Origin of the sequence: Flavobacterium sp. W21_SRS_FM6 (assembly GCF_052119645.1) — a bacterium.
Taxonomy (GTDB): domain Bacteria; phylum Pseudomonadota; class Gammaproteobacteria; order Enterobacterales; family Alteromonadaceae; genus Paraglaciecola.
On sequence record NZ_JBGQOM010000006.1, the window covers coordinates 213,919 to 239,999 of the forward strand.

The 26,081-nt window shown below is 43.7% G+C and carries 18 protein-coding genes; 13 read left to right on the plus strand and 5 right to left on the minus strand.

The genetic code is table 11. The annotated features are described in order from the left end of the window. Positions 1–363 precede the first annotated feature (363 nt). The 4 genes from fbaA to ACEN2L_RS12210 all read left to right on the plus strand — a co-directional run bounded on the left by fbaA (position 364) and on the right by ACEN2L_RS12210 (position 9,975). Positions 364–1,455: a class II fructose-bisphosphate aldolase gene (fbaA, locus tag ACEN2L_RS12195; protein WP_306022959.1), complete on the plus strand. Its 1,092-nt coding sequence runs from the start codon at positions 364–366 to the stop codon at positions 1,453–1,455. A gap of 90 nt (positions 1,456–1,545) precedes the next feature. Continuing rightward, a complete protein-coding gene (locus ACEN2L_RS12200; RefSeq protein WP_441744054.1) occupies positions 1,546–2,532 on the plus strand; it encodes a polysaccharide lyase family 7 protein in 987 nt (328 codons plus the stop codon). Positions 2,533–3,035: 503 nt separating this feature from the next. Then, entirely contained in the window at positions 3,036–6,071 is a 3,036-nt protein-coding gene (locus ACEN2L_RS12205; RefSeq protein WP_441744056.1) for a TonB-dependent receptor, read from the plus strand. Positions 6,072–6,393: 322 nt separating this feature from the next. Further along, on the plus strand, positions 6,394–9,975 hold the full coding sequence (locus ACEN2L_RS12210; RefSeq protein ID WP_441744058.1) for a VCBS domain-containing protein: 3,582 nt from the start codon (positions 6,394–6,396) through the stop codon (positions 9,973–9,975). 220 nt (positions 9,976–10,195) lie between these two features. On the opposite strand, the gene ACEN2L_RS12215 is transcribed toward ACEN2L_RS12210, so the two are convergent. The 4 genes from ACEN2L_RS12215 to ACEN2L_RS12230 form a co-directional block, all read right to left on the minus strand. Then, entirely contained in the window at positions 10,196–12,160 is a 1,965-nt protein-coding gene (locus ACEN2L_RS12215) for a phytase (RefSeq protein ID WP_441744060.1), read from the minus strand. Beyond that, positions 12,160–13,158, minus strand: a complete 999-nt coding sequence (locus ACEN2L_RS12220; RefSeq protein ID WP_441744061.1) for a purple acid phosphatase family protein — start codon at positions 13,156–13,158, stop codon at positions 12,160–12,162. Before ACEN2L_RS12220 ends, ACEN2L_RS12215 begins: the two co-directional genes overlap by 1 nt. 84 nt (positions 13,159–13,242) lie before the next feature. Further along, positions 13,243–13,383 carry a hypothetical protein gene (locus ACEN2L_RS12225; protein ID WP_441744063.1) on the minus strand — a complete coding sequence of 47 codons (141 nt, stop codon included), beginning with the start codon at positions 13,381–13,383 and terminating at the stop codon, positions 13,243–13,245. A 126-nt stretch (positions 13,384–13,509) separates the two neighbouring features. Beyond that, positions 13,510–16,218, minus strand: a complete 2,709-nt coding sequence (locus ACEN2L_RS12230; RefSeq protein WP_441744065.1) for a TonB-dependent receptor — start codon at positions 16,216–16,218, stop codon at positions 13,510–13,512. 329 nt (positions 16,219–16,547) lie between these two features. Between ACEN2L_RS12230 and ACEN2L_RS12235 the strand changes: the two genes are divergently transcribed. The 6 genes from ACEN2L_RS12235 to ACEN2L_RS12260 all read left to right on the plus strand — a co-directional run bounded on the left by ACEN2L_RS12235 (position 16,548) and on the right by ACEN2L_RS12260 (position 23,335). After that, a complete protein-coding gene (locus ACEN2L_RS12235) occupies positions 16,548–17,450 on the plus strand; it encodes a diguanylate cyclase domain-containing protein (RefSeq protein WP_441744067.1) in 903 nt (300 codons plus the stop codon). A gap of 6 nt (positions 17,451–17,456) precedes the next feature. Continuing rightward, the gene (locus tag ACEN2L_RS12240) at positions 17,457–18,464 is read left to right on the plus strand and encodes an AraC family transcriptional regulator ligand-binding domain-containing protein (RefSeq protein ID WP_441744069.1); all 1,008 of its coding nucleotides are present in this window, start codon (positions 17,457–17,459) and stop codon (positions 18,462–18,464) included. 400 nt (positions 18,465–18,864) lie between these two features. Continuing rightward, positions 18,865–21,000, plus strand: a complete 2,136-nt coding sequence (locus ACEN2L_RS12245; protein WP_441744070.1) for a TonB-dependent siderophore receptor — start codon at positions 18,865–18,867, stop codon at positions 20,998–21,000. A gap of 144 nt (positions 21,001–21,144) precedes the next feature. Further along, the gene (locus tag ACEN2L_RS12250; protein ID WP_441744072.1) at positions 21,145–21,429 is read left to right on the plus strand and encodes a hypothetical protein; all 285 of its coding nucleotides are present in this window, start codon (positions 21,145–21,147) and stop codon (positions 21,427–21,429) included. Positions 21,430–21,434: 5 nt separating this feature from the next. Further along, positions 21,435–23,051, plus strand: coding sequence for a PepSY-associated TM helix domain-containing protein (locus ACEN2L_RS12255; protein ID WP_441744073.1), 1,617 nt, complete (start codon positions 21,435–21,437; stop codon positions 23,049–23,051). After that, a complete protein-coding gene (locus tag ACEN2L_RS12260; RefSeq protein WP_441744075.1) occupies positions 23,048–23,335 on the plus strand; it encodes a hypothetical protein in 288 nt (95 codons plus the stop codon). The genes ACEN2L_RS12255 and ACEN2L_RS12260 overlap by 4 nt, the downstream gene beginning before the upstream one ends. A 631-nt stretch (positions 23,336–23,966) precedes the next feature. On the opposite strand, the gene ACEN2L_RS12265 is transcribed toward ACEN2L_RS12260, so the two are convergent. Then, on the minus strand, positions 23,967–24,245 hold the full coding sequence (locus tag ACEN2L_RS12265; protein WP_441744077.1) for a hypothetical protein: 279 nt from the start codon (positions 24,243–24,245) through the stop codon (positions 23,967–23,969). Between the two features lie 11 nt (positions 24,246–24,256). Here ACEN2L_RS12265 and tnpA point away from each other — a divergent pair, with 11 nt between their 5' ends. The 3 genes from tnpA to tnpC all read left to right on the plus strand — a co-directional run bounded on the left by tnpA (position 24,257) and on the right by tnpC (position 25,979). After that, positions 24,257–24,568, plus strand: coding sequence for an IS66 family insertion sequence element accessory protein TnpA (tnpA, locus tag ACEN2L_RS12270; protein WP_441744080.1), 312 nt, complete (start codon positions 24,257–24,259; stop codon positions 24,566–24,568). Further along, the gene (tnpB, locus tag ACEN2L_RS12275) at positions 24,565–24,915 is read left to right on the plus strand and encodes an IS66 family insertion sequence element accessory protein TnpB (RefSeq protein ID WP_441744082.1); all 351 of its coding nucleotides are present in this window, start codon (positions 24,565–24,567) and stop codon (positions 24,913–24,915) included. The genes tnpA and tnpB overlap by 4 nt, the downstream gene beginning before the upstream one ends. 86 nt (positions 24,916–25,001) lie before the next feature. After that, on the plus strand, positions 25,002–25,979 hold the full coding sequence (gene tnpC, locus ACEN2L_RS12280; RefSeq protein WP_441744084.1) for an IS66 family transposase: 978 nt from the start codon (positions 25,002–25,004) through the stop codon (positions 25,977–25,979). Positions 25,980–26,081 lie beyond the last annotated feature (102 nt).

Genomic DNA, 26,081 nt, shown 5'->3' on the forward strand with positions numbered 1-26,081 from the left:
ATAACCCATGCGCTATGACCCATGCACTGATTGGTAGAGGAACAAGATGCGAGAGGAGGTAACAAGGAAAACCAACAGAGTTACCCCTTTGTTTTCTATTGAAAACACTAATTGGTTGACAGATTGGTAATAAGTTAATACTGTTTGTTATAGCTTATTGGTCAGGCATTGAACCCATTAACACGCCTGAATGAAGAGTTAAGGTACAAATTTGTAGATACAAATTCGACTTAGCCCCTTTTGTATGGTTTTAAGCTCAGGCTTTGTGGCCCTCCGGATTTGCCGCTCTGGTGGTTACATTAATGAAACTGGCAGGCGAAAATTCTGCTTGTTAAAGGCGATAATCGAGTAAGGAAACCATCAATGAAAAATGTAATTCACCTGCTTCAACCTGGTGTCATAGTGGGTGAAGATGTTACAGCTTTATACAGTCATGCCCGTAGCAATCAGTATGCGTTGCCGGCGGTTAATGTAGTTGGAACCAACTCAATTAATGCCACATTAGAAGCAGCCAAAAGAGCACAATCTCCGGTGATCATTCAGCTATCACATGGCGGGGCACAATTTTTTGTTGGCAAAGGTCTGTCTTTGCCTGGCCAACAATCTGCTGTACTTGGCGCTCTAACTGCAGCGAAGTATGTTCATGCCGTAGCAGAACATTATGCAGTGCCTGTGATGCTGCATACCGATCATGCTGCTAAAAAATTATTACCATGGATTGATGGCTTGTTAGAAGAAGGCGAGCGTTACTTTGAGTTAACGGGTAAACCCTTATTTAGTTCACATATGCTCGACTTGTCCGAAGAGCCATTGCTGGACAATATAGACATTTGTGCAGCCTATTTGTCTCGCATGGCCAAAATGGGCATGACCTTAGAAATCGAACTGGGTTGTACCGGCGGCGAAGAAGACGGTGTCGATAATTCTCATTTAGATAACTCTGCCTTGTATACGCAGCCTGAGGACGTTGCTTTTGCCTATGAACGTCTAAGTCAAATTAGTCCTAATTTTATTATCGCGGCATCATTCGGTAACGTACACGGCGTGTATAAGCCGGGTAATGTGGTGCTCACTCCGAGGATATTGCGAGAGTCTCAAAGCCATGTGTCAGATAAATTTGGCCTACCCGCTAATAGCTTAAACTTTGTATTTCATGGCGGTAGTGGTTCTGAGCCTGAAAAAATCGCCGAGTCACTGACCTATGGTGTGGTTAAGATGAATATCGATACTGATACACAGTGGGCAAGTTGGCAGGGTGTTTTACATTATTACCAGCAGAAACAGGATTATTTACAGGGGCAAATTGGCAATCCGGATGGGGAAGATAAACCTAATAAAAAGGTTTATGATCCGCGAGTGTGGCTGCGTCAAAGTGAAGAATATATGGTAGAGCGACTTTTGCAATGCTTCCAAGATCTTAATTGTGTAAACCGGTATGCACTAAACACGGACTAACAATTAAGGCATGCTGAGTCTGCGCGGAACTTAGTATATTCGCTCAGTCTTTTACGAAATGGGTCATTTTTAGTGTTTGGAGATTATTGAATGAAAACCTTAAACAAAGCGCTATTTAGCGCTTTTATACTAAGTAGTCTATTGGCCTCGAATGAGACAATAAGTGCCACAAGCGCTAATGACTTCACCATTGCGGCGTCGCATCTTTCGTTAGCTGAAGGGGTTCTACTTGGTGATCTACAAAAACTTGATCCGAAAAAAAAACCGAGCGAAAATTTTGACTTATTAGATTGGAGCCTAACGCTGCCAACCGATCTCAACAAAGACAAAAAAGCCGATACCGTTTATGAAAAACCACTGAGTGAAGGCTTCGAATTAAAACCCTTATTTTATACCGCAGATGACGGAGGCATGGTGTTTGCGTGCCCTAATGAGGGGGCAAAAACCTCCAATAATACCAAGTATGCGCGAACCGAGTTGAGAGAAATGTTGCGCCGCGGCAATACCCGCATGAAAACACAAGGAATCACCGGTAACAACTGGGTATTGAGTTCAGCCCATGGCTCAGACCGTAAAAATGCAGGTGCGGTTGAAGGCAGTCTAGAAGCGACGTTAGCGGTTAATCGGGTGTCGACGACGGGAGATGAAAAAATGGTCGGTCGGGTCATTATTGGTCAGATTCATGGGACCGATGATGAGCCAATTAGGCTGTACTATCGCAAGTTGCCTAATAATACCAAAGGCTCTGTCTATTTTGCCCATGAAATAAACGGTGGCGATGATGAGTGGATCGATTTAGTGGGTTCGCGTTCTCACACCTTGGCAGATCCGCAAGATGGCATCGAATTAAATGAAAAGTTTAGTTATAAGATCACCGTAGAAAACGATGTTTTATTTGTCACCTTGATACGACAAGGGAAAGAAAATGTTACCAAGCATTTTGATATGAGCAACAGTGGTTATAGCAGCAGTGACCAATACCTGTATTTCAAAGCCGGTGTTTACAATCAAAATAACGGCGGAACCCCCAAAGACTACGTGCAGGCTACTTTTTACCACTTAGATAATCAGCACTGACAACAACGAGCCAGTGTGATGCGCACTCATAGAGATAACAAACCCTGTGCTAATAGATGAAGCAACGTTACTGCCACTCTACGATACCTGCCGCGTAGACGATCTTGGTCTACGTTAGCCTCTGTTAAGCCTCACCTTTATTTTATATCAAGTGCCCCGCATGGGATGCCCCGCATGGGATGCCCTCATATATCTGTCTCTACATCCTATAGTTTGATGCCTTTCATCATGAATGCTTGCTGCCTGCAACAATCAATCGCTCTGGTCTGATAGTTCCTTATCTTAAAATCCCCTTTTTGGTGATTTTTATTGGTAAGTTTATTATGTGGCTGTTTTCTGAAATTGGTAATTTATATTGGTAAGGTTTATTGGTAACAATTATTTTGTTAATTGGTTGATACATTGCTTTTAATTGCGTATATTCAAAACAACAATTGCATAACATAAATATAACAGGCAATTCTCAATCACATGCTCGCTCAAAAAATAACGGAGAACTCGATATGTCGTTGATATCAAGGAAACATAGAGACTTAAGTAATCAGGAGGAGCAATTTAGGCTTTCGCCTGTTGCAAAATTGGTGAAAGCTGCCGTTTTCGTCTCTTTAACCAGCTCATTGGCATTTGCTGCCCAAGCTCAAGAGTCGTCTGCGCCAACGTCTGCTGACGTCGATGATGAGTTGGAAATCATCAACGTAGTTGGTACACGTAAAACCATTCAAGACCAAATCGCCATCAAGCGTGAAGCGACTACTGTTGTTGATGGTTTATCTTCAGATGACATTGGTGAATTACCAGCTCTGTCAATTGGAGAAGCGCTGGAGTCGATTACTGGTGCGGCGTCTCACCGTGAAAATGGTGGCGCCACGGAAATCACGATTCGTGGTCTTGGTCCGTTTTTGAGTGCAACCCATATCAATGGCCGTGAAGCCACGAATGGTAGTGGTGACCGTTCAGTTAACTTCTCACAGTTTCCGTCGGAGTTGATGAGAAAAGTAGCCATTTATAAAACTCAAGATGCATCGATGATCGAAGGTGGTGTTGCAGGTGTTATTTCCTTAGAAACCGTACAGCCCTTAGATTTTGGCAAGCAACGCATTCAAGGCGAAGTGAAGCTTAATTACAATCCTGATGAAGGTAATATCGACAATTCTTTACAAAGTGATGTGGGCTACCGCGGCACCTTTAGTTACGTCGATCAATTTGAACTAAACAATGGCCAGTCTCTTGGGGTTTCGCTTGGTGTACAACGCCAAGACATCAGTCAGCCAGAGGCAGAATACCGGAGCTCAAGTCCAAGCGGTACATCGCTATGGCCTTGCTTAAACGATCCATCCAACACCAATGAAGGTTTTTACCGCAGTAGTGCTGGTGACTGTGAAGACCAAGTGTCAGGTAGCAGTAATCAAGGGTATCAGACAGGCATAAACCCTGAAACTGGCAAAGCGTACAGTGATGGTACGCCTTATGCCTGGACTGGCAGTAGCCGTAGCTATCGTCAAAATGAAACCCTAGATGAACGTGATGCGTTTTTCTTAGCAGTGCAATATCGCCCAACTGACGCGTGGGATATTAATATTGATGCGCAACTATCAGATCGAACTCAAGAAGAAGCCCGTCATGATTTGATTTGGCTGCAAAAGCGGGTTACGCCAGGAGTAACAGGTCAAAATCTCATTACTAATGAGGTGGGTGGCATACTGCACTGGGAAGGCGAAGAGCGATTTGAATCGGCCGGAGAGCAATTCTCACGCGAAGAAAATTATGTTGGTTATGGCATCAACATTGAGCATTACACGACAGATGCTTTAACTATTAACCTTGATCTTGCTTATTCACAAACCAAACGTGAAGAGCTGCAAATATCCAACCGCGGCAGAACGGCAAATCGTCCGTTCTTTACTTGGGATATGGGAGAGTATATTCCTTCCATTACCGTCACTGATTTTGACGTAAGCGATATAGCTAACTTCACGGATAGCCTACGTACCCGCCTTGACCGTGAAAACGTTCGTGAAAATGAAATTATGTCTGCTCGCTTAGATTTTGAGTACTTGCTTGATTCAGGTATGTTCAGAGCGGTTAAAGGTGGTTTGCGTGTGTCTGAATTAACCTTTTTGCAATTAGGTGGCACTGAAGGTACGGGTTCAAGAACCGAATATGCCTTAGATTCATCCGCCCCTGAAGCACTGGGTATACTTGAAAATTGTCAGATTGATTTCCCTGAAAGCAGCTTTTTATCATCGGTGTCAGACGGCAATCTGATAACCAACGTTGATAGTGACGGAAAGGTAATTAGTAGCGGCACAGGTTCGTCTTGGGCAACCTATGACAATGTCTGTTTTTCACAAGCCGTTGTTAGCTTGAGTGGTGGAGACTTTGCGTACCCCGAGCTTGAGTATGAAAATGCGGGCACAATTGATGTTACCGAAAAAACCAAAGCCATCTACACCATGGTTGATTACGATACTGAAATGTTTGGAAAAATCGTTCGTGGTAATTTTGGCCTACGTATCGTAAACACTGAAGTCACCTCTGTTGGATTTAGAAGTAGTTTCAACGTATTAGTTGATGAACAAGGCATCCTCAGCTTACAAAAAAATGCAGTTAACGAGAGCATTGTAGGAGGTGGTAGTTACACAGAGGTATTGCCAAGTTTTAATTTCGTGATGGATTATTCTGAGGATGTCTTGTTACGTGCGGGTATTTATCGTGGTATGTCACGTGCCAACCCCGGCAACCTTGGCTATAGCCGCGATTTTCAAACGGATGATGATTTAGCGCCTACCTCAATTGCTGATTTGATTGTTGGGGTAAATGGTTCGGGCAACCCCGATACTAAACCGCTCATGTCGTGGAACTACGACCTTGCTGTTGAATGGTATCCCAATGAAGACTCGATTGTTGCACTTGGTCTTTATTACAAACAATTCCAAGGCGGTTATCAGCAAACTACCGTGCTTGAAAACTTCAATATTGAAGGACAAGACTACTCCTTACCTATCACTAACTCAGTAACCACCAACGATGAGTCTGAGATCATCGGCCTTGAAGCGTCACTTGCCTATCGTTGGGATAGTGGCATTGGCATCAAGCTAGGCTACAACTATGCGGATTCAAATTTTGAGTTTGAAGACAGTTTGTACGGTGACACCTTTGTTACCGACGTAGAGGGTAATACAACTCAGCTAACCGCTGGCATCATCGAGCCTGCGGGTGTACCTGGTTTCTCAGAGCACGTATTCAGTGGGCAGTTGTATTATCAAGTGGGTGATTTTGATACGGCACTTATCTACAAATATCGCAGCGACTACTTCCAGCCTTACACCACTGACGGCACACGTTTACGTTACGTTGATGAAGTAGGTGTGTGGGAAGCCCGTGCGTCTTACAAAATCAATAGCAACATTCGTGTGAAAGTCGAAGCGATTAACCTATTCAGTGCACCTAAGTCACAAGATTTCTTTGTTCGGAATAATTTAGGTGAGGTCAATGATTATGGTCCGCGTTTATTCGCTGGAATTAGCCTTAAGTATTAACCGAATCTAATCAGGGCTTAGTCAGAACGCAGCATAGTAAGGGTAAAACTCGCAAGCCAAGGCTGACGGGTTTTATATCGAATGCTTTGGGTTTGATTTGGATAAACCAACCAGCTCAAGGCAATTTTGCTCAAGCGCCTGATTCAGACACTTTATTCGCTAGAAGAAGTTAAAAATTTATAAATACAGTATTGGTAATAACAAAGCTATAGAAAGACAGTTTTTTTGTCATACCAATTCAATTAACACTATGTTGGCATGTACCACCTGTGGTGGATAACTAAGCAACGTAATAGAACTGAAACTTTCAGGAGTAGAAAGCATGGTTAATAAGTCACTTATATCCATCATCGTCGCGACCACCTTAGTGGGTTGTGGTGGTGGTGATAAAGACGAACTGGACGGCAATAGTAGAGGAAGTATCGCAATCACTGGTGGCGACTTAATTGCAGGTGCCACACTGACTGCATTAGCGACTGATGCAGACGGAATCAAAAATGACACCCTAGTTTATGCATGGTCTACAGGCGCAACTGGCTCGTCTTATACCATTACCGAAGCAGACGAGGGTTCAATTATTTCGGTATCGGCTCGATACACCGATGAAAAAGGTATTACCGAAGGGGTAGGGGCTGCTACCTCGGTTATACTGCCAACCCTAGAGGTAAGAGCTAAGGTTGTAAAAGGATCAGTAAGCGGTGCAAGCTGCGAACTATTTGCCGTCAATGAGAGTGGGGTAGCGCTGACGCCTGCTCAAGCCTCAGCCACCTCCGATAATACCGGTGGACTGACATTTGTAGATGTTCACTTTGAAGGTACAGGCCTCGTTTCATGCACTGGCGGAACGTATACCGATGAGTCAAGTGGTGCAACCCTTGACGCCCCAGCGCTTAGAGCGGTGTTGAGTGTTGTTGAAAATTTAGGTCTGGATGATAATGGCGAAGCGATCCCATCACCCCGCTATGTGGTTTCGCCTTTGACTGAGATGGCCGTTCAGGCTTCTAGTGCTGATTTAAATGCTTTTGCAGATAATGCGGCAACTATCAATGCCCGTTTTGGTATTCGTTTTGATACAACAACAGTGCTACCCACAGAAGTAGGAGTGGTTACCCTTGGCGCTGAAGGTGCTGAAAATGCAGACCGTTATGGCTCAGCCTTAGCGCTTTTATCGCAACTCGATGCCGATAACTCAGACAAAGACATGGCTGCTCTGATAGCCGATATTGCCGTTGATGTAGCAGATGGCACATTTTCAGAAGCAAACTTAGCTGCATTTGAAACAGCACAAGTAAACTTACAAACTACCTCTGCCGTTGCTAACGATCTAAATGACGCTTTACTTGACGTTATTGGCTCGGCTATTGGTTACAACAATACGCCAGTTGCAGCCATTATTGAGGGTACATTAAGCGGTACGGTAAAACATACTGCAATGAGTCCTCTAACGGGGGCCGTCAGTGTTGTTGATCCCAATTTTGAAGAAGATGCCATTCTGGCTCAGAGCGACGTGGTACTCGATTTTGGTACCTTCAGTATCAATGCTCAAGGCAGTTGGTCGTATACCGTTGACGTAGACAATGAAACGGTAGCGAACCTTGAAGTCGGTAACTCTGTCAACGATACCGTTACCATCGCGTCAATCGATGGCACCACAGCAGAGATAGCAATTCGTATCGCAGCGCTAACCCAAGTGGTAAAAATTTCAGATACGGGTAGTGACACGGGTGAGATAAAATTTAGCGTTGACAATTTACGTCAAGGCAAGTTGAGCGCTTCATTCTTAAAAGAGGTAACGCTAGGTAGCGATGGAAATGTAAAAGATGCTTACATTGCGCTGTATGGCAGCTCAGGTAGCTCAAGCGAAGCGCTAATTGATTTGCGTATTCAAGGTACGCAAACCGATAGTCTAGGTAACACGATTGAACCTCGATTCTTAGTTCGCAACACCGAAAATAGTGCTTACCCAGGTACAATCGTTACTGCTCCATTTGTTGAAGATAAATTTTATGAAGTAGAGATTACTTGGGATTTGGATGCAACTGAGCAACTCACTATTACCCTTGACGGTGAAGTGATTGGCGGTGGATCGTTTGCTACTGCAGCTGTTGTTGACTCGGATTTTACTAACCTAGATCAATGGTTTGCTGAAGGCATAAAATCGATTCAATTTAGGTTGGGTGACAACGATAGGACCATTCCTTTCGGCGCCTTCTTTGTTGACAACATTGCGGTATATTCCGATGTTGCCGGCACAGTAAGCGTATTTGCTGATGACTTTGAAAGCTATAGTGAAGGCAATACCTTAGACGGTGATGCGAGTTTGTATAGCCCCGCGATCTACTCTGAAGTCGTTGTATTTGATGCGGGTGACGGCACTGTTGAACCGACACCAGCAGCGTTCTTTAATCTAACTGCATCAATTGCCAGCGATCAAACAACACCGTTGACTGACACAGTCAGCATAATCGATCCCGATGAAGGTGAAGCCTCATTAGCGCCAGCAACCTTTACTTCAACCTATGGTGATTTTTCGATTCAAGCCGATGGTAACTGGACGTATACGCTAGATACGGCTAACGCAACTATTGCGGCCTTAGTTCAAGGCGAGAGCGAAACAGATACTATTTCTATTATGTCATATGACGGCACAATGGCTGACTTAGTGATTACAATCACAGGCAGCATAGTTGTGGATACAGGCGCAAATAATGTTGCAAGAATAGTTGATACAACCACTTCAGCTGATGGTGAGTTACGTTTGACAACCGCGTCACTGGCTGAAGGTTCTATTTCTGCATCCCTTAAGCTACAAGCAATTTCTGGCTTCACGGCGACACCTGATGTGGGTGAAGATAATACCGCTTATATTAGTATTTACGGTGGTTCTGCATCTTCGAATAACCTAACGGGTGAAATCATCTTTAGTAATGGCGCAGTTAAATACCGTGATGCTGCAAAAGAGCAGCAAACCATAGAAGGCCTAACTTATGCTGATGATACTGACCTTGATGTAGTTATTGACTGGACTGCAACAGGTTACTCGGTTTCAATCGATGGCGGCACAACGTTTTACGGCCCATATACGGCGATTAATACAGGCACAGCAACAGAAACGTATCAAATCCGTATTGGTAGTTCGTCGAAAGAATCAGCAAAAGAATTAATCGTTGATGACATCGTCATTGCGGATGGAACAGATACAGCCATTCTATCTGATGACTTCGAAATGTATGTTGATGGTGAAGATTTAAGCTCAACTTATTCAAGCTCTGCTGAGGCAACAGTTAGGACGCTAGCGGGAACGAGTGTAGACCTGGTAGCAAGAATCGTTGATACAACCACATCGGCTGATGGTGAGCTACGCTTAACAACCGCGTCACTGGCTGAAGGTTCTATTTCTGCAACCATTAAGCTACAAGCAATTTCTGGCTTCACGGCGACACCTGATGTGGGTGAAGATAATACTGCTTATATTAGTATTTACGGTGGTTCTGCATCTTCGAATAACCTAACGGGTGAAATCATCTTTAGTAATGGCGCAGTTAAATACCGTGATGCAGCAAAAGAGCAGCAAACCATTGAAGGCCTAACTTATGCTGATGATACTGACCTTGATGTAGTTATTGATTGGACAGCAACAGCTTACTCGGTTTCAATCGATGGCGGCACAACGTTTTACGGCCCATATACGGCGATTAATACAGGCACAGCAACAGAAACGTATCAAATCCGTATTGGTAGTTCGTCGAAAGAATCAGCAAAAGAATTAATCGTTGATGACATCGTCATTGCGGATGGAACAGAGACAGCCATTCTATCTGATGATTTCGAAACGTATGCTGTAGGTGATGATCTCAGTACAACTTATTCAAACTCTGCTGAGGCAACAGTTCAAGAAGACTGATCATCTAGTAACGGTAGATCAATCGTTTAAATATGGTGTAAAAAATGCCGCTTAGCAGTAAGCGGCATTTTTTTAGTTTGTACTATGTTTCTAATTCTTGAATGGCCCTTAGCAATGTCATATGCCACTTAACAGGAGCAATTAGCAGTAATAAGAAGGGAGAACATACCCGATAAAAGCATTGCAAATGTCACCAAAGATATTTTCAAGTTTGAGTGTATTACTCTGTTATCCAGCCTTGGATTACGTTGGCAATCATACTGCCACTGACTAATTTAAAGTTTTGTGTGTCGCTGGGCATTATGTTGTGACCGTCTTGAGCCACCATCAATCCTTGCGGAAATTGTGGGCCCAGCGGGGTTGATACTATTTCTATACCATCTGTTTCGGATACGCCGTCGATCATTTTGTCTAAGTCCATGGCGATCTGAAAGCTGCCTAAATAGCGATTGTTGTCTTCAAGGGCAAATACCGCATAGCTGTTGTTACCTTGGCTGGAGGCAATTAAATAGCGTTGTTTGTTCATCTGATAGATGGCGAGGCCTTCAACATCAGCTACAAAGTTATCTGCTAAAGGCGCAATCAGTACTGGCATGCTTTTAGTCGGCATGGCCGGTACTTGCCAAATACCGACTGCTTCTTCACCAAAGTATAACTGCCCACTGTTATCGTCTGCCACGCAGCCTTCGGGTTGGCTGGCGACGTTAAATTCACGTACCAGTGTGCCGTCAATCTTGCCATTATTAGTATTGAGCTTGTATTGCTGAAAACGGCCATTGGTGTCATTCACAAACACATAGTAGTGGTTGTTTGATTGATACATACATAAGCCGTAGGTGTCGTCTAAGTCGGTAGGGAAGTCACTTAACCAACTGACTTCACCCGTAGCAGGGGCGATGGCAAATAAGCTGAGGCTTTTGTTGCTGCGGTTGCTGGCGGCAGCAATATCAATGGTTTGGCCATTAAGCGTAAAACCATAACGCACATCAACATTATTAACGCGGCCCATATCCAATTGTTGCAGCAGTTTGCCTTGTAGGTCATGTACCATCAAACCACGCTTTTTGTTGGTGGCCAAAATACGGCTTTGTGCGGGATTCTGGCGGTTAACCCAAATGGCGGGATCATCGGCAGCATCGCCCGACGTGCCTACCGGTGTGGTTTCTGCCGCAGGGAGTACTTGGCTAAATACCTGATGAGTCGCTGTACCTTTAGGCAAAGTGATATCTATCTTGGCGTGATAGTAACCACCACTTTCGTCGTCGAACAAACCGATGTTTAATCCTTGCTCAGTGCTAAGGGCGACGGCACTTTCTACCGCTTGAGCTTGCTTGAGCGGATAGAAGCCTGCTGATTTAACCTGCGCTGGATCAATTATCCATATGCCCTGTTGCTCTGGTGTGCTAACCAATAAGCTGCCATTGTCGAGTACATTAACTGAGGTGACCTCGCCCTCTAGTTGACCAAATTCACCGGTCGCTGCAACAAGCTCACGTTGCAATTCGGCTTCAGGATCAGCCGAATAGCGCCACACGCCTATGTTACTCTCAACCAGGTAAAGAGCATCACGCTTATCATCCACGGCGCAGGATTTAACTTCGGGTACACCCACAAAATCACGCAGTAGCACATCACTGATGCCTTGTTGATTTCCGTCTACCACAATGCGCTGGCTTACTTTGCCCTGTTCGTCAGCCATAAACAGTGCGGTATGGCCTTGGGGCATGGTGTACCAACATAAGGTTTCGATGGCGGCGCTGGGTTTAATGGTCATTAGTAAGCTAAATTGCAGGGTTTGCCAATCTAAGCCTAGGATCAGCACCTGGCCATTTTCTTTGTTGCTGGTGGCGATTAAGCCAAGTTTTTTGCCAGCAAGGCTCACATTATCGCGCCAATCAAGCGCTTCCATGGAGCCTGCAAAGTGGCTAAGCGTTTGGCCTTGTTCATCAGTGAGCAGAATACCTTGCTCTTCACTGGTCAGTAGCCAATAGCTTTGCTGTTGATGTTTTATCGGAAACGCCAATTTGCCTTTTATATTGTTATTTACCTCAAAAGGGCTCATTTCAAGAGCATTATTTGACTTTAGACTGACTGTCATGCGGTTGTCAGCGTGGTCGTTATTTACCTGACATCCGGCGAGTAGGCAGGGCACTAAAAGGGCGGTAAGTAGACTTCTTTTCATCATTAGTCCTTATTGATTTTGTATTGATACAGCACGTTGCCAGTGCTGCTTATAAATTGGGTTACCAAGGTATTTTGGTTAACAGATACTGCCGCAAAACCTGCCGTTGATTGGGCAAATTTGGCAAATTCACTTTGTTTAACGGGCCGAACTTCAGAGCCTGCACCTGAGACAAAATGAGCTACAGTCGTGCCTTTGGGCTGATTATGTTGTAGGTCGTGTTCGTGACCAGCGTAATAGGCATCCACATGGTATTTTTCAAATATCGGCTCAAGCACTTGGCGAATGCCATCGGTTTCACCATAACGTTTGCCGCTTGAATATAAAGGGTGATGCCCAATCACTATTTTCCACTTTGCTTTGGATGTAGACAGTTTATGCTCTAACCAAACTAGTTGTTTTGGCCCATCTTGTTTTTGGGTTTCAGCGTATTTGGCTTCATTTTTATATTCTGGGTTTAAAGGATTGGTATCTAAAAACACCAACAATACAGATTGCCCACCTTTTAGCTCAAAATTAAGAGCGTAATAGGGAGCAGGCATGTTCCAGCGGCGGCTAATATTGCTGTAGTCGATTTGCGCTTGCCAGTTACCGCGATAATCGTGGTTGCCTAGCGTGGCATACCATTCTTCAAATAAGTGCGGACCAGTGTAAATGGCTTCATACGAGCTATACCAGTAAGGATCATTGACTGAAGCAATGCCGTTTGAATAAAAATTATCGCCGGTGGTCACAATAAAATCGCCATCGAGTTGTTCCATGGTGATGTCCATCCACTTAGCCACGGCGCGTTGCTCATAGTGGCCATTACGGCCCCAGTCGCCTAACACTAAAAAGTTTAGGCTTTTGGGTGTCGTGCTTAATTGCTCAATGTGATGTTGTTGGTAGTAGGCTTCGTCGTAGATTTCTTGGGCTTGCGATTGATCGCAGCAGAGAAATAAAACGGCCAAAAAACCGGCTTGTAATCTTATGCAATGCAAAATTGAGCGGGGTAAAATCATGATTTTCTCCGTTAATACTTAAACAGCTAAACGCGCCAATTAATGGCACGTGGTTGTTTGTAAATAAAGCTGGGTTCATACCCTTTATCCCGAGCGGCGTCCGCTTGAAACTGCACGTTTGTTGGCTTCACTCTTTCGTCCCAATCGGTAACCGACGTTGCGCCAACCGCGTTGCGCCAACCGAGTTGCAATTAGTACGGCTAAACTCATGGGGTTTTCACTCATTTGCCGCCACCGTGCAATTCCATCCTTAGGTTCGCAAAACAATACGTCCCTGTATTCGCTTTCCAATGGTATTGGGTAAAGTGACTACCTAGGACAGGGTAAACCCAGATAAATTGCAATGATGAACTATAACTTCCAATTAAACCCTAGCTCAAAAGTGCGACCATATTCTTCGTATTGGGCGCTGATACTGCGCTTGTCGAAATAGTTGTAATACGCTTCATCATTGATGTTAATGGCGTTGAAATACACATGCATGTTGTCGTTGATAAAGTATTTGGCCATAAAATCCAATTGCTGGTGGGCGTCTTCCATACGCATCATATCGCCATCGATTTCATCCAAGTTTTCACTTTTGTATGAGGTAGTTAAACGCAAGCTCATTAATTTACTTTCGTAACCTATGGTGAAGTTAGCAATTTTATCTGACTGATTAGGTAGGGTGGTTTTAAAACGCTCACCATCTAATTCAGTGATGGCTTCTGAATCACTAAACGTGCCGTTAGCTGACAATAATAAGCCGTTATCGAAAGCTTTAACCCAAGCTAATTCTAGGCCGCTTACCTTGGCAGATTCACCGTTTATGGCTTGCTTTACTTCTTTAAAACCTTCCCAGCCACTGGTGCCCGCTACATCTGCAGTGATAATAAAGTTGTCAATATTTTTGTAAAAATAGCCAACGGATAACACCCCAATGTCACCGGGGTAATATTCTAAAGTGGCATCGAAGTTAGCGGATTCATAAGGCTGTAATTCAGGATTGCCTGCTTCTGCTTCACGTTCCGTGACAAATTCGCCGTCGTCTTCTTCGGTTTTTGATTCGATTATTTGATAGGCACCCACATCTTCAAATTTGGGGCGAGAAATGGTTTGGGTATATGCAAAACGTGCAATTAAGCTATCGTTAAATTCGTAGCGTACGTTAATGCTTGGCAACAAATAATCGTAATTATGGTCTTTTTCCCAAGGGGTATTGACCACCTCTTCGCTATCAGTTTGCTCATTTTCAATCAGTTCAACACGCATACCGGCGGTACTGAAGTCGGTTTTTTCGTAACGCAGACCCGCGACAATACGCAAGTCGTTTATATCAATTTTACCCATTAAATATAGGGCAAAAATGTCTTCGTTATTGCTGTAAGTGGCACCATTGGATTCAACTTCTGAATCCAGTTCAACCAGCTCTAGTGCACTGCGATTTTGATTAAAATTGTCACGCATAACGTGTTTATTCAGACCAGGACCAAAATCGCCGAGGCCCCAATCAGGTGTCGACGTGGCAAATGCAGTTGCATCAACAACATCAAAATCACCGTCATAAATTGACGTATTGGCGCGATTAAACTTTTCGCGTGTACGATATTTGCCTCCAAATTTGATTTCAGTAGAGTGGCCTTGCCATTCGCCTAAACGTGTAAAATCAATCTTTGCACTGCTTTCGGTATCTTTGGCGTAGTTTTTAGCATACTCAATTTCATCTAAGGCATAGTTGCTCATGTCCATGGCGGCAGCATCTTGGGTAATAGTTGGAACTTGCCCCTGCATATCTGAGTCGATGTTCATCTCTTCGCCCACAAAAGTGTAATACAGCGAGTGAGGCTCTTTTTCATCGGCTTTTGAGTAGCCTAATTGATATTCTATTAACCAATCGTCGAGTTGATGTTTGGCGCCAGCGGTGACAGATAAAATGCTTTGAGCTTCGTAGCGGTCTTTACTTTCCCGTTCAATTTCTGAATCATCACCGTCAAAGGTAAAGGTATTTCTTAGGCGGTTTTCATCGTCAGAAAATTTACTGTATAAGCTGCGAATATAATATTGATTATTAAAGTTGGGCCGAAAATCCACGTTCAGTGCTGCGCCTAAACGCTCACGATTAATGGTGTAATAACGCTGTTCGATTTCATCGTCACCGTTCGACTCAATGTTATCAGAGCCAAAGTCGCGGCTAAAATAAGACACCGCAGCAGCTACCCCCCATACTTCGTTGATCACCGTGGTGCCACTGGCCGATACTTTAGGGCTAGTTTTATCACGTAAGCCATTGTGGCTGGCTTGCAAGCTAATACTGGCGCTATCACCCTTTCGGTCAAAGGCACTTAAACTTTTCACTTCCACCGACCCACCAATCGCGTCTCCGTCCATATCAGGGGTGACAGATTTAGACACTTCTAGGCTTTGAATTAATTCGGAAGGAATAACATCTAACGCAACAGAACGCACACCGGCTTCGGGCGAGGGCACATTTAAACCATTAATGGTCACACTATTTAAGTTTGGATCGATGCCACGGATACCAACAAAGCGGCCTTCACCTTGGTCTCGTTCAATGGATAAACCGGGTAAACGTTGTAAGGCTTCAGCGGCATTTTGATCAGGAAATTGACCAATCGCGTCAGAAGACACAATGGATTTTATACTGTCAGAAGCGCGCTGTTGGTTAATGGCAGTGGCTTGGCCAGCACGTTGGCCATAAATCACTATTTTGTCATCGGCAGTCGCCAATATAAAGGCCTGCTCAAGGGTTTCTCCAGCTGCGATAGTAATAGACACTTCTTCAGAAGGTAGGCCTAAATAGCGAATCACTAATGTGTAGTTACCTTGCGGTAGGCTACCAAAGCGAAATGAACCATCACGGTATGATACGGTGCTTATTCCCAATTCTTTGACGGTAATCTGTGCCCCTTCAAAATAGCTGGTTTGGCTTTGGTCAGTCAGCACACCTTGTAAGGTGCCGATGACTTTTTCTTTGGCCAAGGCAGTTGAACTAATGAAGGCAGCTAAACAGGCGAGGGCGAGTTTAGATTTGATTCTTGGCTTGAGGTTTACGCTTGGCATGGTGTGTCTCCGGGCAAATTTCTATTTGCTTTAAAAGCCGTTAATGTTTTGGTGGCCGACACGCTAAAGAAGGGCAATGACAGTTTTATTACGCTGCTATTTTTATCTGGTACTTAAAGGGCCAAAAATACCGAATTGTTGGGGTTTATTTGCACTGCCTGAGCTAATATGACCTCCCCGTAAAGGCCTAAAATTCATAGGTTTGACACTATTTTCCTGCGTTTTTTGTATTTCTTTTCATCTTTTTGTCATCTTGCTGAGCCAAAATGACCTCTTTGCTTCTCCTCCCTTATGTCAGGATAGTGGTTTAGTTTTTTGAGAGCCCATACATGAACTTTTCTTTATTGGCGCGCCATCAGATCTTGGTATCAGTGGTGGCGGCGTGTTTGTTTTTGTCCGTGAGTTTGAGCCTCGGCTTGGGCGAGCTGAAAACGTGGTCCGAAATCCAATGGTTGGATATAGTGGGCGAGGGCAGTGTAGCCGTGTTCTCGCTACTATGGATTGTGGTGTTATTGATTAGTCGCCCGCCTGGGCGTGTGACCACAGGTTTAGTCATCGGTTTAAGCTGCTTTTTATTTTCTGCTTTATTGGATTTGTTTGACGAATTTGTGCATTACCAAGCTGCTGCAGCAGGCCTAAGCGTGATTGAGTCGATGCCTGCTGCCTTTGGTATGGTGATCATGAGTTATGCTTTGTATCAGTGGCATCAAGAACAACTCGCCTTAAATCGCCAGTTGCAACGCCGTGAGCTTGGTGTGCGCGAACATGAGCAAATCGACTTTATTACTCAACTGTATCGTGCTGACTATATGCGCGGTCAAATTGATATGCAGTTACGAACTAAAGATGGCAGTGACTTTTCTATTGTGATGTTGGACATCGATAATTTTGATGCTTTTAATCGGCGTTATGGCAGCAGCGACGGTGACCGATTGTTGCGTGAAATGTCAGAACTGATTTTGATGAATTTACGCAATACTGATTTGGCGTGTCGTTATGCTGGTGACCGCTTTGTTCTTTTATTGCCCGATACGGATTTGGTTGTGGCAGAAGAATTAGCCGAGCAAGTTAAAAGTGCTATTAACCATCTGGCCTTTAAACCTCAATCCTCTAATCAGGCGGTTTATCATAGTGTTACCCATGCCGCCGAAGTGGCGCAGCCAGCAGATGGGGTAGATGCACTCATTGGCCGTGTCAACCAACGGCTTAATCTGACTAAGGAAGGGGCATAAAAGTCGATGTCTCGCCGCCAATTAGTAAGTCTTGAAGATAAGTTTTTACCGGCGCATCAATTGGCGGCAAGCTTGATCGACTTGGCGATGTCGCGCGGCTTAGACAAAAACCGTTTACTGCGAGGCACGCGGATTTTTTATCAAGACATTAAAGGCGGTACTACGCATTTAAATACTGAGCAAATGTTACGTTTAATGGCCAATGCTCGTTCGTTGGTATCAGGCTTTGATTGTTCATTTCAATTGGGCAAACGGGTGTTTCCGGGCAATTACGGTGCTATATCAAATGCCTTATTGCATTGCCGCAATTTACAGGATGCTCTGCGTGTACTGAGGGTTCATGCCCAGCATATTTGCCCGTTTATGCACAGTTACGCTTATCAGGATGAGCAGCAATATCATCTTGTCATCTTTGACGCGGTGGGCTGTGGCGAACAATGGCAGTTTGTGCTTGAAACTTATTTTAGTGCACTGGTGTCTGCAACTAAATTATTACTTGGCCATCGTATCCCTTTTCATTTTGATTTTCCTTTTGCGCGTCCACGCTATATTCAAGAATATGAAACTAATTTGGGCCTTAGGCTCAATTTCTCTCAGTCGCAATTGCGCATTCGTTTTGATTTGGAATGGTTGAAAGCGCCCTTTGCGCAGCAAAGTCAGAGCTTGAAAAGGCATGCCTTACAACATATCAGGCAGCATCAGCCACCTTATCAAGGTTTTATTCAAGCAGTTCGCGACAGTTTGTGGCTCAAACGTCAACAAACGTTACAAGAAACTGCATTATTATTTGCCATGAGTCCGGCAACCTTTAAGCGCAAACTAAACCAACACGGGGTGCGCTTTCAGCAGATACAGGACGAGTTGGGTAAACAGCAAGCCTTGTACTTATTACAAGTACAGAAACGTAATAATGAAGACAGTGCCAGCATGATGGCTTTTTCAGATATTCCTAACTTTCGCCGCGCTGTTAAGCGCTGGACGGGATTAACCCCTAATCAACTCCGTTTAGGCTGAGATTACAACTTCAATAGTGTTGACGTTGACAATGTGCCTAGCGCTTTTTTAAGTATTGAATCTCGAATCCGTGATTTTCTGCCAACGCCCCACATGGATAAACGTAAACTGCAGTGTCAATTTTCATTTAATTTTTCTGCTCATAATTTTGGGGGGAAAATTCGTTTACGACATTTTCAATTAATCCAATTCCATTATTCACAAAAGACTATCTCAAATTAAAAGAAGATTTTAAAACCACCTAGCAGATTTCGGACAGTTAAAGTTCCATCTTACGGATAAGGAGACGGACAAGTCACAATTAAGTGATTGCAAATGATAATACTTATCATTTGCAATCACTGTTTGAGTGTTTATAATGAACGCGTTCTTCAAACACCTCCAAAATTTAGAGAAAACTATGACCTATAAGAAAATCTTTGCGCTATCTCCGATTATGCTGGCGTTGAGCATTCATGCACAAACAGCAGAATCAACCAATAAACAAACAGCCAAAGCCAAAGATGAAGATATTGAAACCATCCGTATCGTAGAAAGCCGAATCCAGCGTGTGAGTTCTGGGGCCACTGGTCTAGGTCTAGACAGTTTTGATACACCCCAGTCGCTGTCGATAATCGAAGGAGACACGATTGCTAATTACAATCTTAATGATATCAATAGTTTATTTAAACAAGTCACTGGCATAAACATTGACCAAACCGAAACGGATCGTACTTATTTTAGTGCCCGCGGTTTTGACATTACCAGCATGCATATTGATGGTTCAGGCATCCCCTTTGGCGATATTTTTGTTGGTGACCTTGATACGGCAATGTATGACAAAGTTGAGTTTATTCGCGGCTCTAATGGCCTTATTACTGGATTAGGCAATCCCTCTGGAACCGTAAATTACGTTAGAAAACGTCCAAGTAATGATACCAAGGCTAGTATGGCTCTTACCTATGGACGTTGGGCCAATATGCGTGCCGTTGCTGATGTATCCACGCCATTAACCGATTCGGGCAGTTGGGCTGCTCGTGCCGTAGTGGTTCATCAAGATAAAGAAAGCTGGTTAGATCTATACAAAAATAATCGAACCGTATTGTACGGTGTGGTTGATGGGCAACTAAGTGATGTTCTTACACTGACTTTTGGTTATACCTACCAGGACAATAACAGTGATGGTGGCACGTGGGGAGCCGTGCCTATGATCTATTCCGATGGTCAGCAAGTGGATTTTCCGACCTCCACAACGACTGCGATGGACTGGACCTATTGGGATACTTTAAATGAAACCGCTTTTGCAGAGTTAAGTTGGTATATCACTGATAATCTCAATTTAACCAGTAAGCTAAATTATATCAAATACGAGGAGGACTCTGAGCTATTTTATGCCTATTCAAATACCGGACTTGATCATGATAGTGGCTTAGGTCTGTTAGGTTATCCAGGCAAGTTCTCTGGCGAAGATGAAACGCTTATCTGGGACAATACGCTGCAAGGTACTTTTCAAGCATGGGATCTGGAACATACGTTCAACGTCGGTATAAGCCTTGCCGATTCAACAACCAGTGATCTTGATTCGGGAGCGCTAAGCGGTTTTGATGTCATGCCAGCTTTTCCTGGATGGAATAAAGCCCAGGTTACAAGACCAACCTGGGCCGTGCCCTATGAAGCAGGTTTTACCGATGTCACGCTGAATCGTTTTTATGGTTCGGTGCAACTGGCCGTGACAGAGAACTTTGATTTGGTCTTAGGAGCCAGCTTCGTTGATTATGAAAATGAAGGAGAGTCTTGGGGGGCGTCAACCTCAACCTCAGAAGACGGGAGTAGCCCATATCTTGGCTTTACTTGGGAAGTGGTGACAGACCTCAATGTCTACGGTAGCTACAGCGATATATACCAGCCACAGTATTATTTGAACGAAGATCTATTACCTCTAGGTTCGGCTGAAGGCCGTAGTTATGAACTTGGTGTAAAAAAACGTTTCGAAAACAACGTTTTAGTAAGTTTCGCCGCCTTTAGAACAGAGCAAGAAAATTTATATGAATTTCTCGGTTATGGCGATGGTGACGGAGTGGATGACGAGGATTATTCGGACGATTTTGATTATGCGCTATACAAAGGTGTCACTGTTGATTCGAATGGCTTTGAGTTGGAAGTATCAGGGCAAATAAACAAGGAATGGTCGCTGCAAGGAGGATTTACCGCATTAAACATGGACGATGAAAACGGCGATGAAGCCCGTACTTTTGTGCCCCGTAAATCCTTAAAGTTGCTCGCGGATTACTCACCCCAGTGGCAAGAAAAACTCAGCGCCGGTGTGTCTTTGCGTTGGCAAAGTGACATGTTCTACGATACAGCGTACGGGCGAATCTCCCAAGATAGCTATACATTGATTGGTGGATATGTGCAGTACAGCGTCAGCGAACAGATTTCACTCAGTCTGAATTTAGATAACATTACCGACGAAAAATACCTCAGCTCGGTGCGAACTGAGCAAGCATTTTATGGCTCTCCACTTAATTACAGTTTTACTATGCGTTGGGACTATTAAGTTCAAATCAGCCCCAACCAGGACTGATCTGAGTAACAGATAGTGTCCTGTTTATTATAATTTTCTGATTGAGTTTAAAAACCGCTCAATTTGAATATCAACCCAGCAACAGGGACGTTGTTGCCAAGCTATTAGGGGAAAATTATGGGAAAGTTTCCGCTGTTTTTTTTTAAAAGCCAACGTTTTTGGTTAAGTGGTCCGGCTACGCTACTGGTGTCACTGTTGATAATGTTAGCCATGGCGGTGTGGTTTCCACCGGGTGCTGGCAAGGTAAATAACATTATGCTGCCACTGGTTCTGCTTCCTCTAATTTGGGCTATTTTATTTTTTTACACTTACCTGACAACCAATATGCGCAAAGCGCAGTGGCTACTTGTGGGGTTATTTGCTGTGAATAGCGCCATTCTTACAGTTAAATTTTTAGGTTAACCTTTATGAATGATCAAACCCCTACGCTTCGTTCAAAAGCGAAAGCTTTACTTAGTCTGCATTCTTGGTCTGGCATCGTTTTGGGAATGTTACTTTACGCTGTGATATTCACCGGCACAGTTGCGGTGGTGGCAGACGAAATCGGAGAATGGTCAAACAGTAATTATCCTCAACACTTAATGCTCACTAGTGACATAGACGCAACGGTTAAACGTCTCTCAGCACAAACACCAAAAGAATACCTAGATGAAATTTCTACGTATGAAAATGACCGTCAACAATTAGTGTACTTTTTTCATACTCACAAACAAAATCCTTCTGGCGACATGGACGAATATGGCGTGCAATACGCGTTGAACGCCCAAGGCAAAATTGTTACTCAAAAAACGGGCTTTGGTAGCGACTTATACGCGCAGGATGATACGTATGCGCTAAGCCGGTTTCTGGTATCTATTCATACTGAGTTACACATTCCTTCTCCTTGGGGCCTTATCCTCACTGGGATTTTAGGGATGGCCATGCTAATTGCTTCAGTATCTGGGTTTATGATGCACCGCCACCTATTTATCGATATGTTTTCCATTCGTAAGCAGCGGGATGGTCAAACTCTCAAACGTGATTCACATACGGTTGCCGGTACTTGGAGTATTCCCTTTGCTATTTTGTTGGCATTTACGGGTAGCTTCTTTAGTTTTTCTACGGCATTCGGCATTCCAGCAATGGGGGTTGTTGCCTTTGGCGGCGACCAAGAGGCGTTAATGTATGCGCTGGTAGGTGAGCAACAAAACAAAAGCGAGGCACCAATGGCGTCAGCTGATTTGAATCTTATGCTCCAAGATGCGGTTCGACGACAATCTGCCGTTCCCTCTTTTTTATCCATTTCACATTTAGGAACCGAGTCTGCCAGTGTACTCGCCTTTTTTATGCCAAATGAAGGCAAGGTGGGATACGAACAATTAGTTTACAACGGAACAAATGGAGATTTTGTTGAATATAAGCCCATAGTGGGCACAGTGCCGTCATTGGGAAGTAATATTTTATCGCTGATTTACCCCATTCACTTCGGCACCTTTGCAGGTTTATTCTCAAAAATCATTTGGATAAGTTTAGGGGTAGCCGCCTGCTATGTCACCATTACCGGACTGCAACTTTATGCTCATAGAAACCAAAAAAACGACAGCAGTTGGCAATGGTTTAGCCGAATGTGTATATGGGGATTTTTGGGTCTTCCACTTTGCTCTTTAGCAAGTGCAGTGGGCTTTTTTGTGAGCGGCTCAATGGCAACAAATCAAAGTATTTGGACCCCATTATCCTTTGTTATTTCAGCCGTCTTAATCAGTATGCTAAGTGTATTCATTAAAAATACTCTCCGCCTGAAAAACCTACTGTTAGCAGGTAATGGCCTAGTTTGTTTACTATTACCTGTCCTTCGATATACCACTTCTGGCATCGGCTGGTTACAGGCATTACACCATCAAATGCTAGCGATGATGTTTGTTGAAATGACCTTACTGTTCTGCTCAGGTTGGTGCTTTTATGCCTTGTATAAATCAATGCAATTTGAAGGGCAAACTAACAATCAGACAGTCACCACGTTTGCTACCCAGGAGACAGCGAAATGAACCACTCTCTGATGACTCTCGCTTTTATTATGTACAGTTTAGTCATCGTTTTTCTCTTAGCTTATACCGATCCTAGGCGTAATAAGCTCTCTAATAAAAACGACAAACTGACTAACAAAAAAATGGTGTTATCCGTGACTGGTCGAAAACTGCTCGCATGGAGTTTAATACTGCCCTTTGTTCCACTTGCAGTTATGGCAAATTATGCAGGTATTTTAATGTACGCTGGGGCCGTTACTGTAATCGGATGGGCGATATCTGAATTACCGACATCTGTGGTTTAAACACAAAACCACAGGGATAATTTTATTGCTTGCTGTAAGATCTTTTAATTTAAAGAGTCAGGTGGCTAAACGCAGCATGGGCTAATGTCATCTTAGAAATCTGCGCTCACTTCGTTTGGAAATTTACTTCGATGAGTAAGCACGACAATGGCGCACCCGGCGAGATTCGAACTCACGACCTCTGCCTCCGGAGGGTACCCCTGCGAAAAGGTGTTAATCGATGTACCCCGGCGAAAAACGCCAAACCCTTGTGAATAAAGGCTTTCAGAGAGTTTTTGTTTGAGACCATTTATCAACGATTAACACCGATGGTCACGGACACGTCACGAAAACGCTTAAAAAGAGTGGTTAAAAATAACCAATATAGACCCCTGCGAAAACATATTTGGTATCTCAGATTATCGAGTTAACTTTCAATAATTAACCAAATAATGGTATTCAACAGATTTTAATTCATTCTTTTTAATGTCTGGAAATGACTAATTCATTTGTTTTCGATTGTAAAAGTGCCACCCAAAAAAATGGTAATATCATCTATTAGGAAACACTGTTTGGGAAACCTGCCGACTAATTTGATGGACGTTTAACGTTCTGAAATGACGTAATATGTTCACTTGTCTGAGTGAAGCAACTATTTAAGTTTCCTCAAGCATTGCCGCGCTTGTTCATCGATGACACTACCAATTTCCTGATTAAAATCTTGTGGTGCAAGCTTAAAAGTCTTGTCTAAAGCTTGTTCCGTTTTATCCAGCAAGTGATCAATTATTGATTGAATAAGATCCTCAAACATACCTAGATACTTTCCATGAGCCAACCAATGACGCTTTTGAATGTTGTACTGTAAGCGTCTAGCAAATGCTGTCTCCTCAATCCATATTTGATTCCGCACAATGTTTTCTTTGATAATCAATCGAGGTCATTATGCGTAGAGAACGTCGAACCACAGAAGAATGGAAAGCTATAATCGTCGACCAACAATCAAGTGGCGTTTCAGCTCGTGAATATTGTGCGAAACACAATATTCATCTTCAAACGTTTTATGCACGCAGAAGTGAAATAAATAAAAAGGCAGTTCAGACGACCAGCAAGTTGGTTAAAGTCCTTAAGTCCAAGTTACAATTAGTATCCACGATGCCACCTCTAACGATTATTCATAATGGGGTGACACTGAGTTTGGCTCAGCCAGTTGAAGCCATATGGCTTGCCGATGTCATGAAGGCATTAACATTATGAAGATGTTTTTAGAGCCTAATGATATTTATTTACACAGCGGCTTTGTGGACTTCAGAAAGTCGATCAACGGCCTGCTTGTTATCATTGAATATGAACTAGAATTATCCCCATTTAATGACGCCCTATTTATCTTCTGCAACAAAAAACAAGATAAACTAAAAATCGTCTACTGGGATAAAACGGGCTTCGCGCTTTGGTACAAAGTTCTGCAAAAACAACGATTCAAATGGCTTAAATTAGACGATCTGAAACACATCAGATTGAGAGAACAACAGTTGCATTGGTTACTAGGTGGCTTTGATGTCATTGGACATCGTACGTTGACTTACACGTCCACGGGCTTATAACCTCAGATCATAAGAACGGGTTAACGATTACGTTTTAATCTACATAAAATCAGTCATTTAGCCGCATATTGAGGTAAATATGCGGTATGAAAAACTTCCCTGAAACCCTCCCTACTGACGTCACCGCCTTGCAAGAAATGGTGGTGGCACTGCGTGCTCAGAACGATGATTTAATAGCCAAGAATCAGCGTTTAAGTGATATGTTCAGGCTGGCGCAGCAAAAGCGCTTTGGTAACAGCAGTGAATCGTATCCAGGACAAGGCGAGTTGTTTATTGAAGCTGAAGAGCTGGTTGAACAAACCGTTGAAGACGATGAAGAAGAAGCTAAAATGTCCCCCCGCAAAAAGGCAAAGCGCGAAAAGATATCTGCCGATATTCCTCGTGAGCGCGTGGTGCACGATATTGCGGATGAAGATAAGTTCTGTGATTGCTGCCAACATGCCTTGCATCAGATTGGCGAAGACACTAACGAAAAGCTGGAGTTTATTCCTGCGCAAGCAACGTTAGTGGGACGTATGGCACACGCCAGACGCAAGTTTACCGATGCACAAAAAGCCATGGGCAAACACAAAAGCGGCAAGGTAGACTGGGCACTCAACCATATTCAAAAGCTGTACCGGATTGAAACCCAAATCAAAGACAAAACCATTGATGAGCGATACCGCATCATGCATGAAGAGAGCTTACCGCTGCTTGCGCAATTCAAAACCTGGCTGATTAAATCTGAACAACAAGTCATCACAAAGAATGACCTCAGTGATGCTATTCAATATTATTTAAATCAATGGGAAAAGTTGGTCCGTTATACCCTTGATGGGAGGCTCAGCATAGATAACAACAGAGCCGAAAGAGCCATAAAACCGTTCGTGATGGGCAGGAAGGCATGGATGTTCTCGCAAACAGCCAAAGGTGCACAGTCAAGTGCCGTGCTGTATTCGATAGTGGAGTCGGCTAAAGCCAATGGGCTGACACCCTATGATTACATTACCCATCTGCTAGCGCAATTTAGTCAGCCAGAGCCTGACATCGAAAAACTGCTACCGTGGAATGTTAATCTAGGCTAGGCGTCTTTGCCGAGACGCTTATGATAGAGGGCTGTATTACTCAATCAGGGAAGGTTGGCTAGTTTGGTTGATTTAAAATGATACTGCAATGGTCCACCCGGC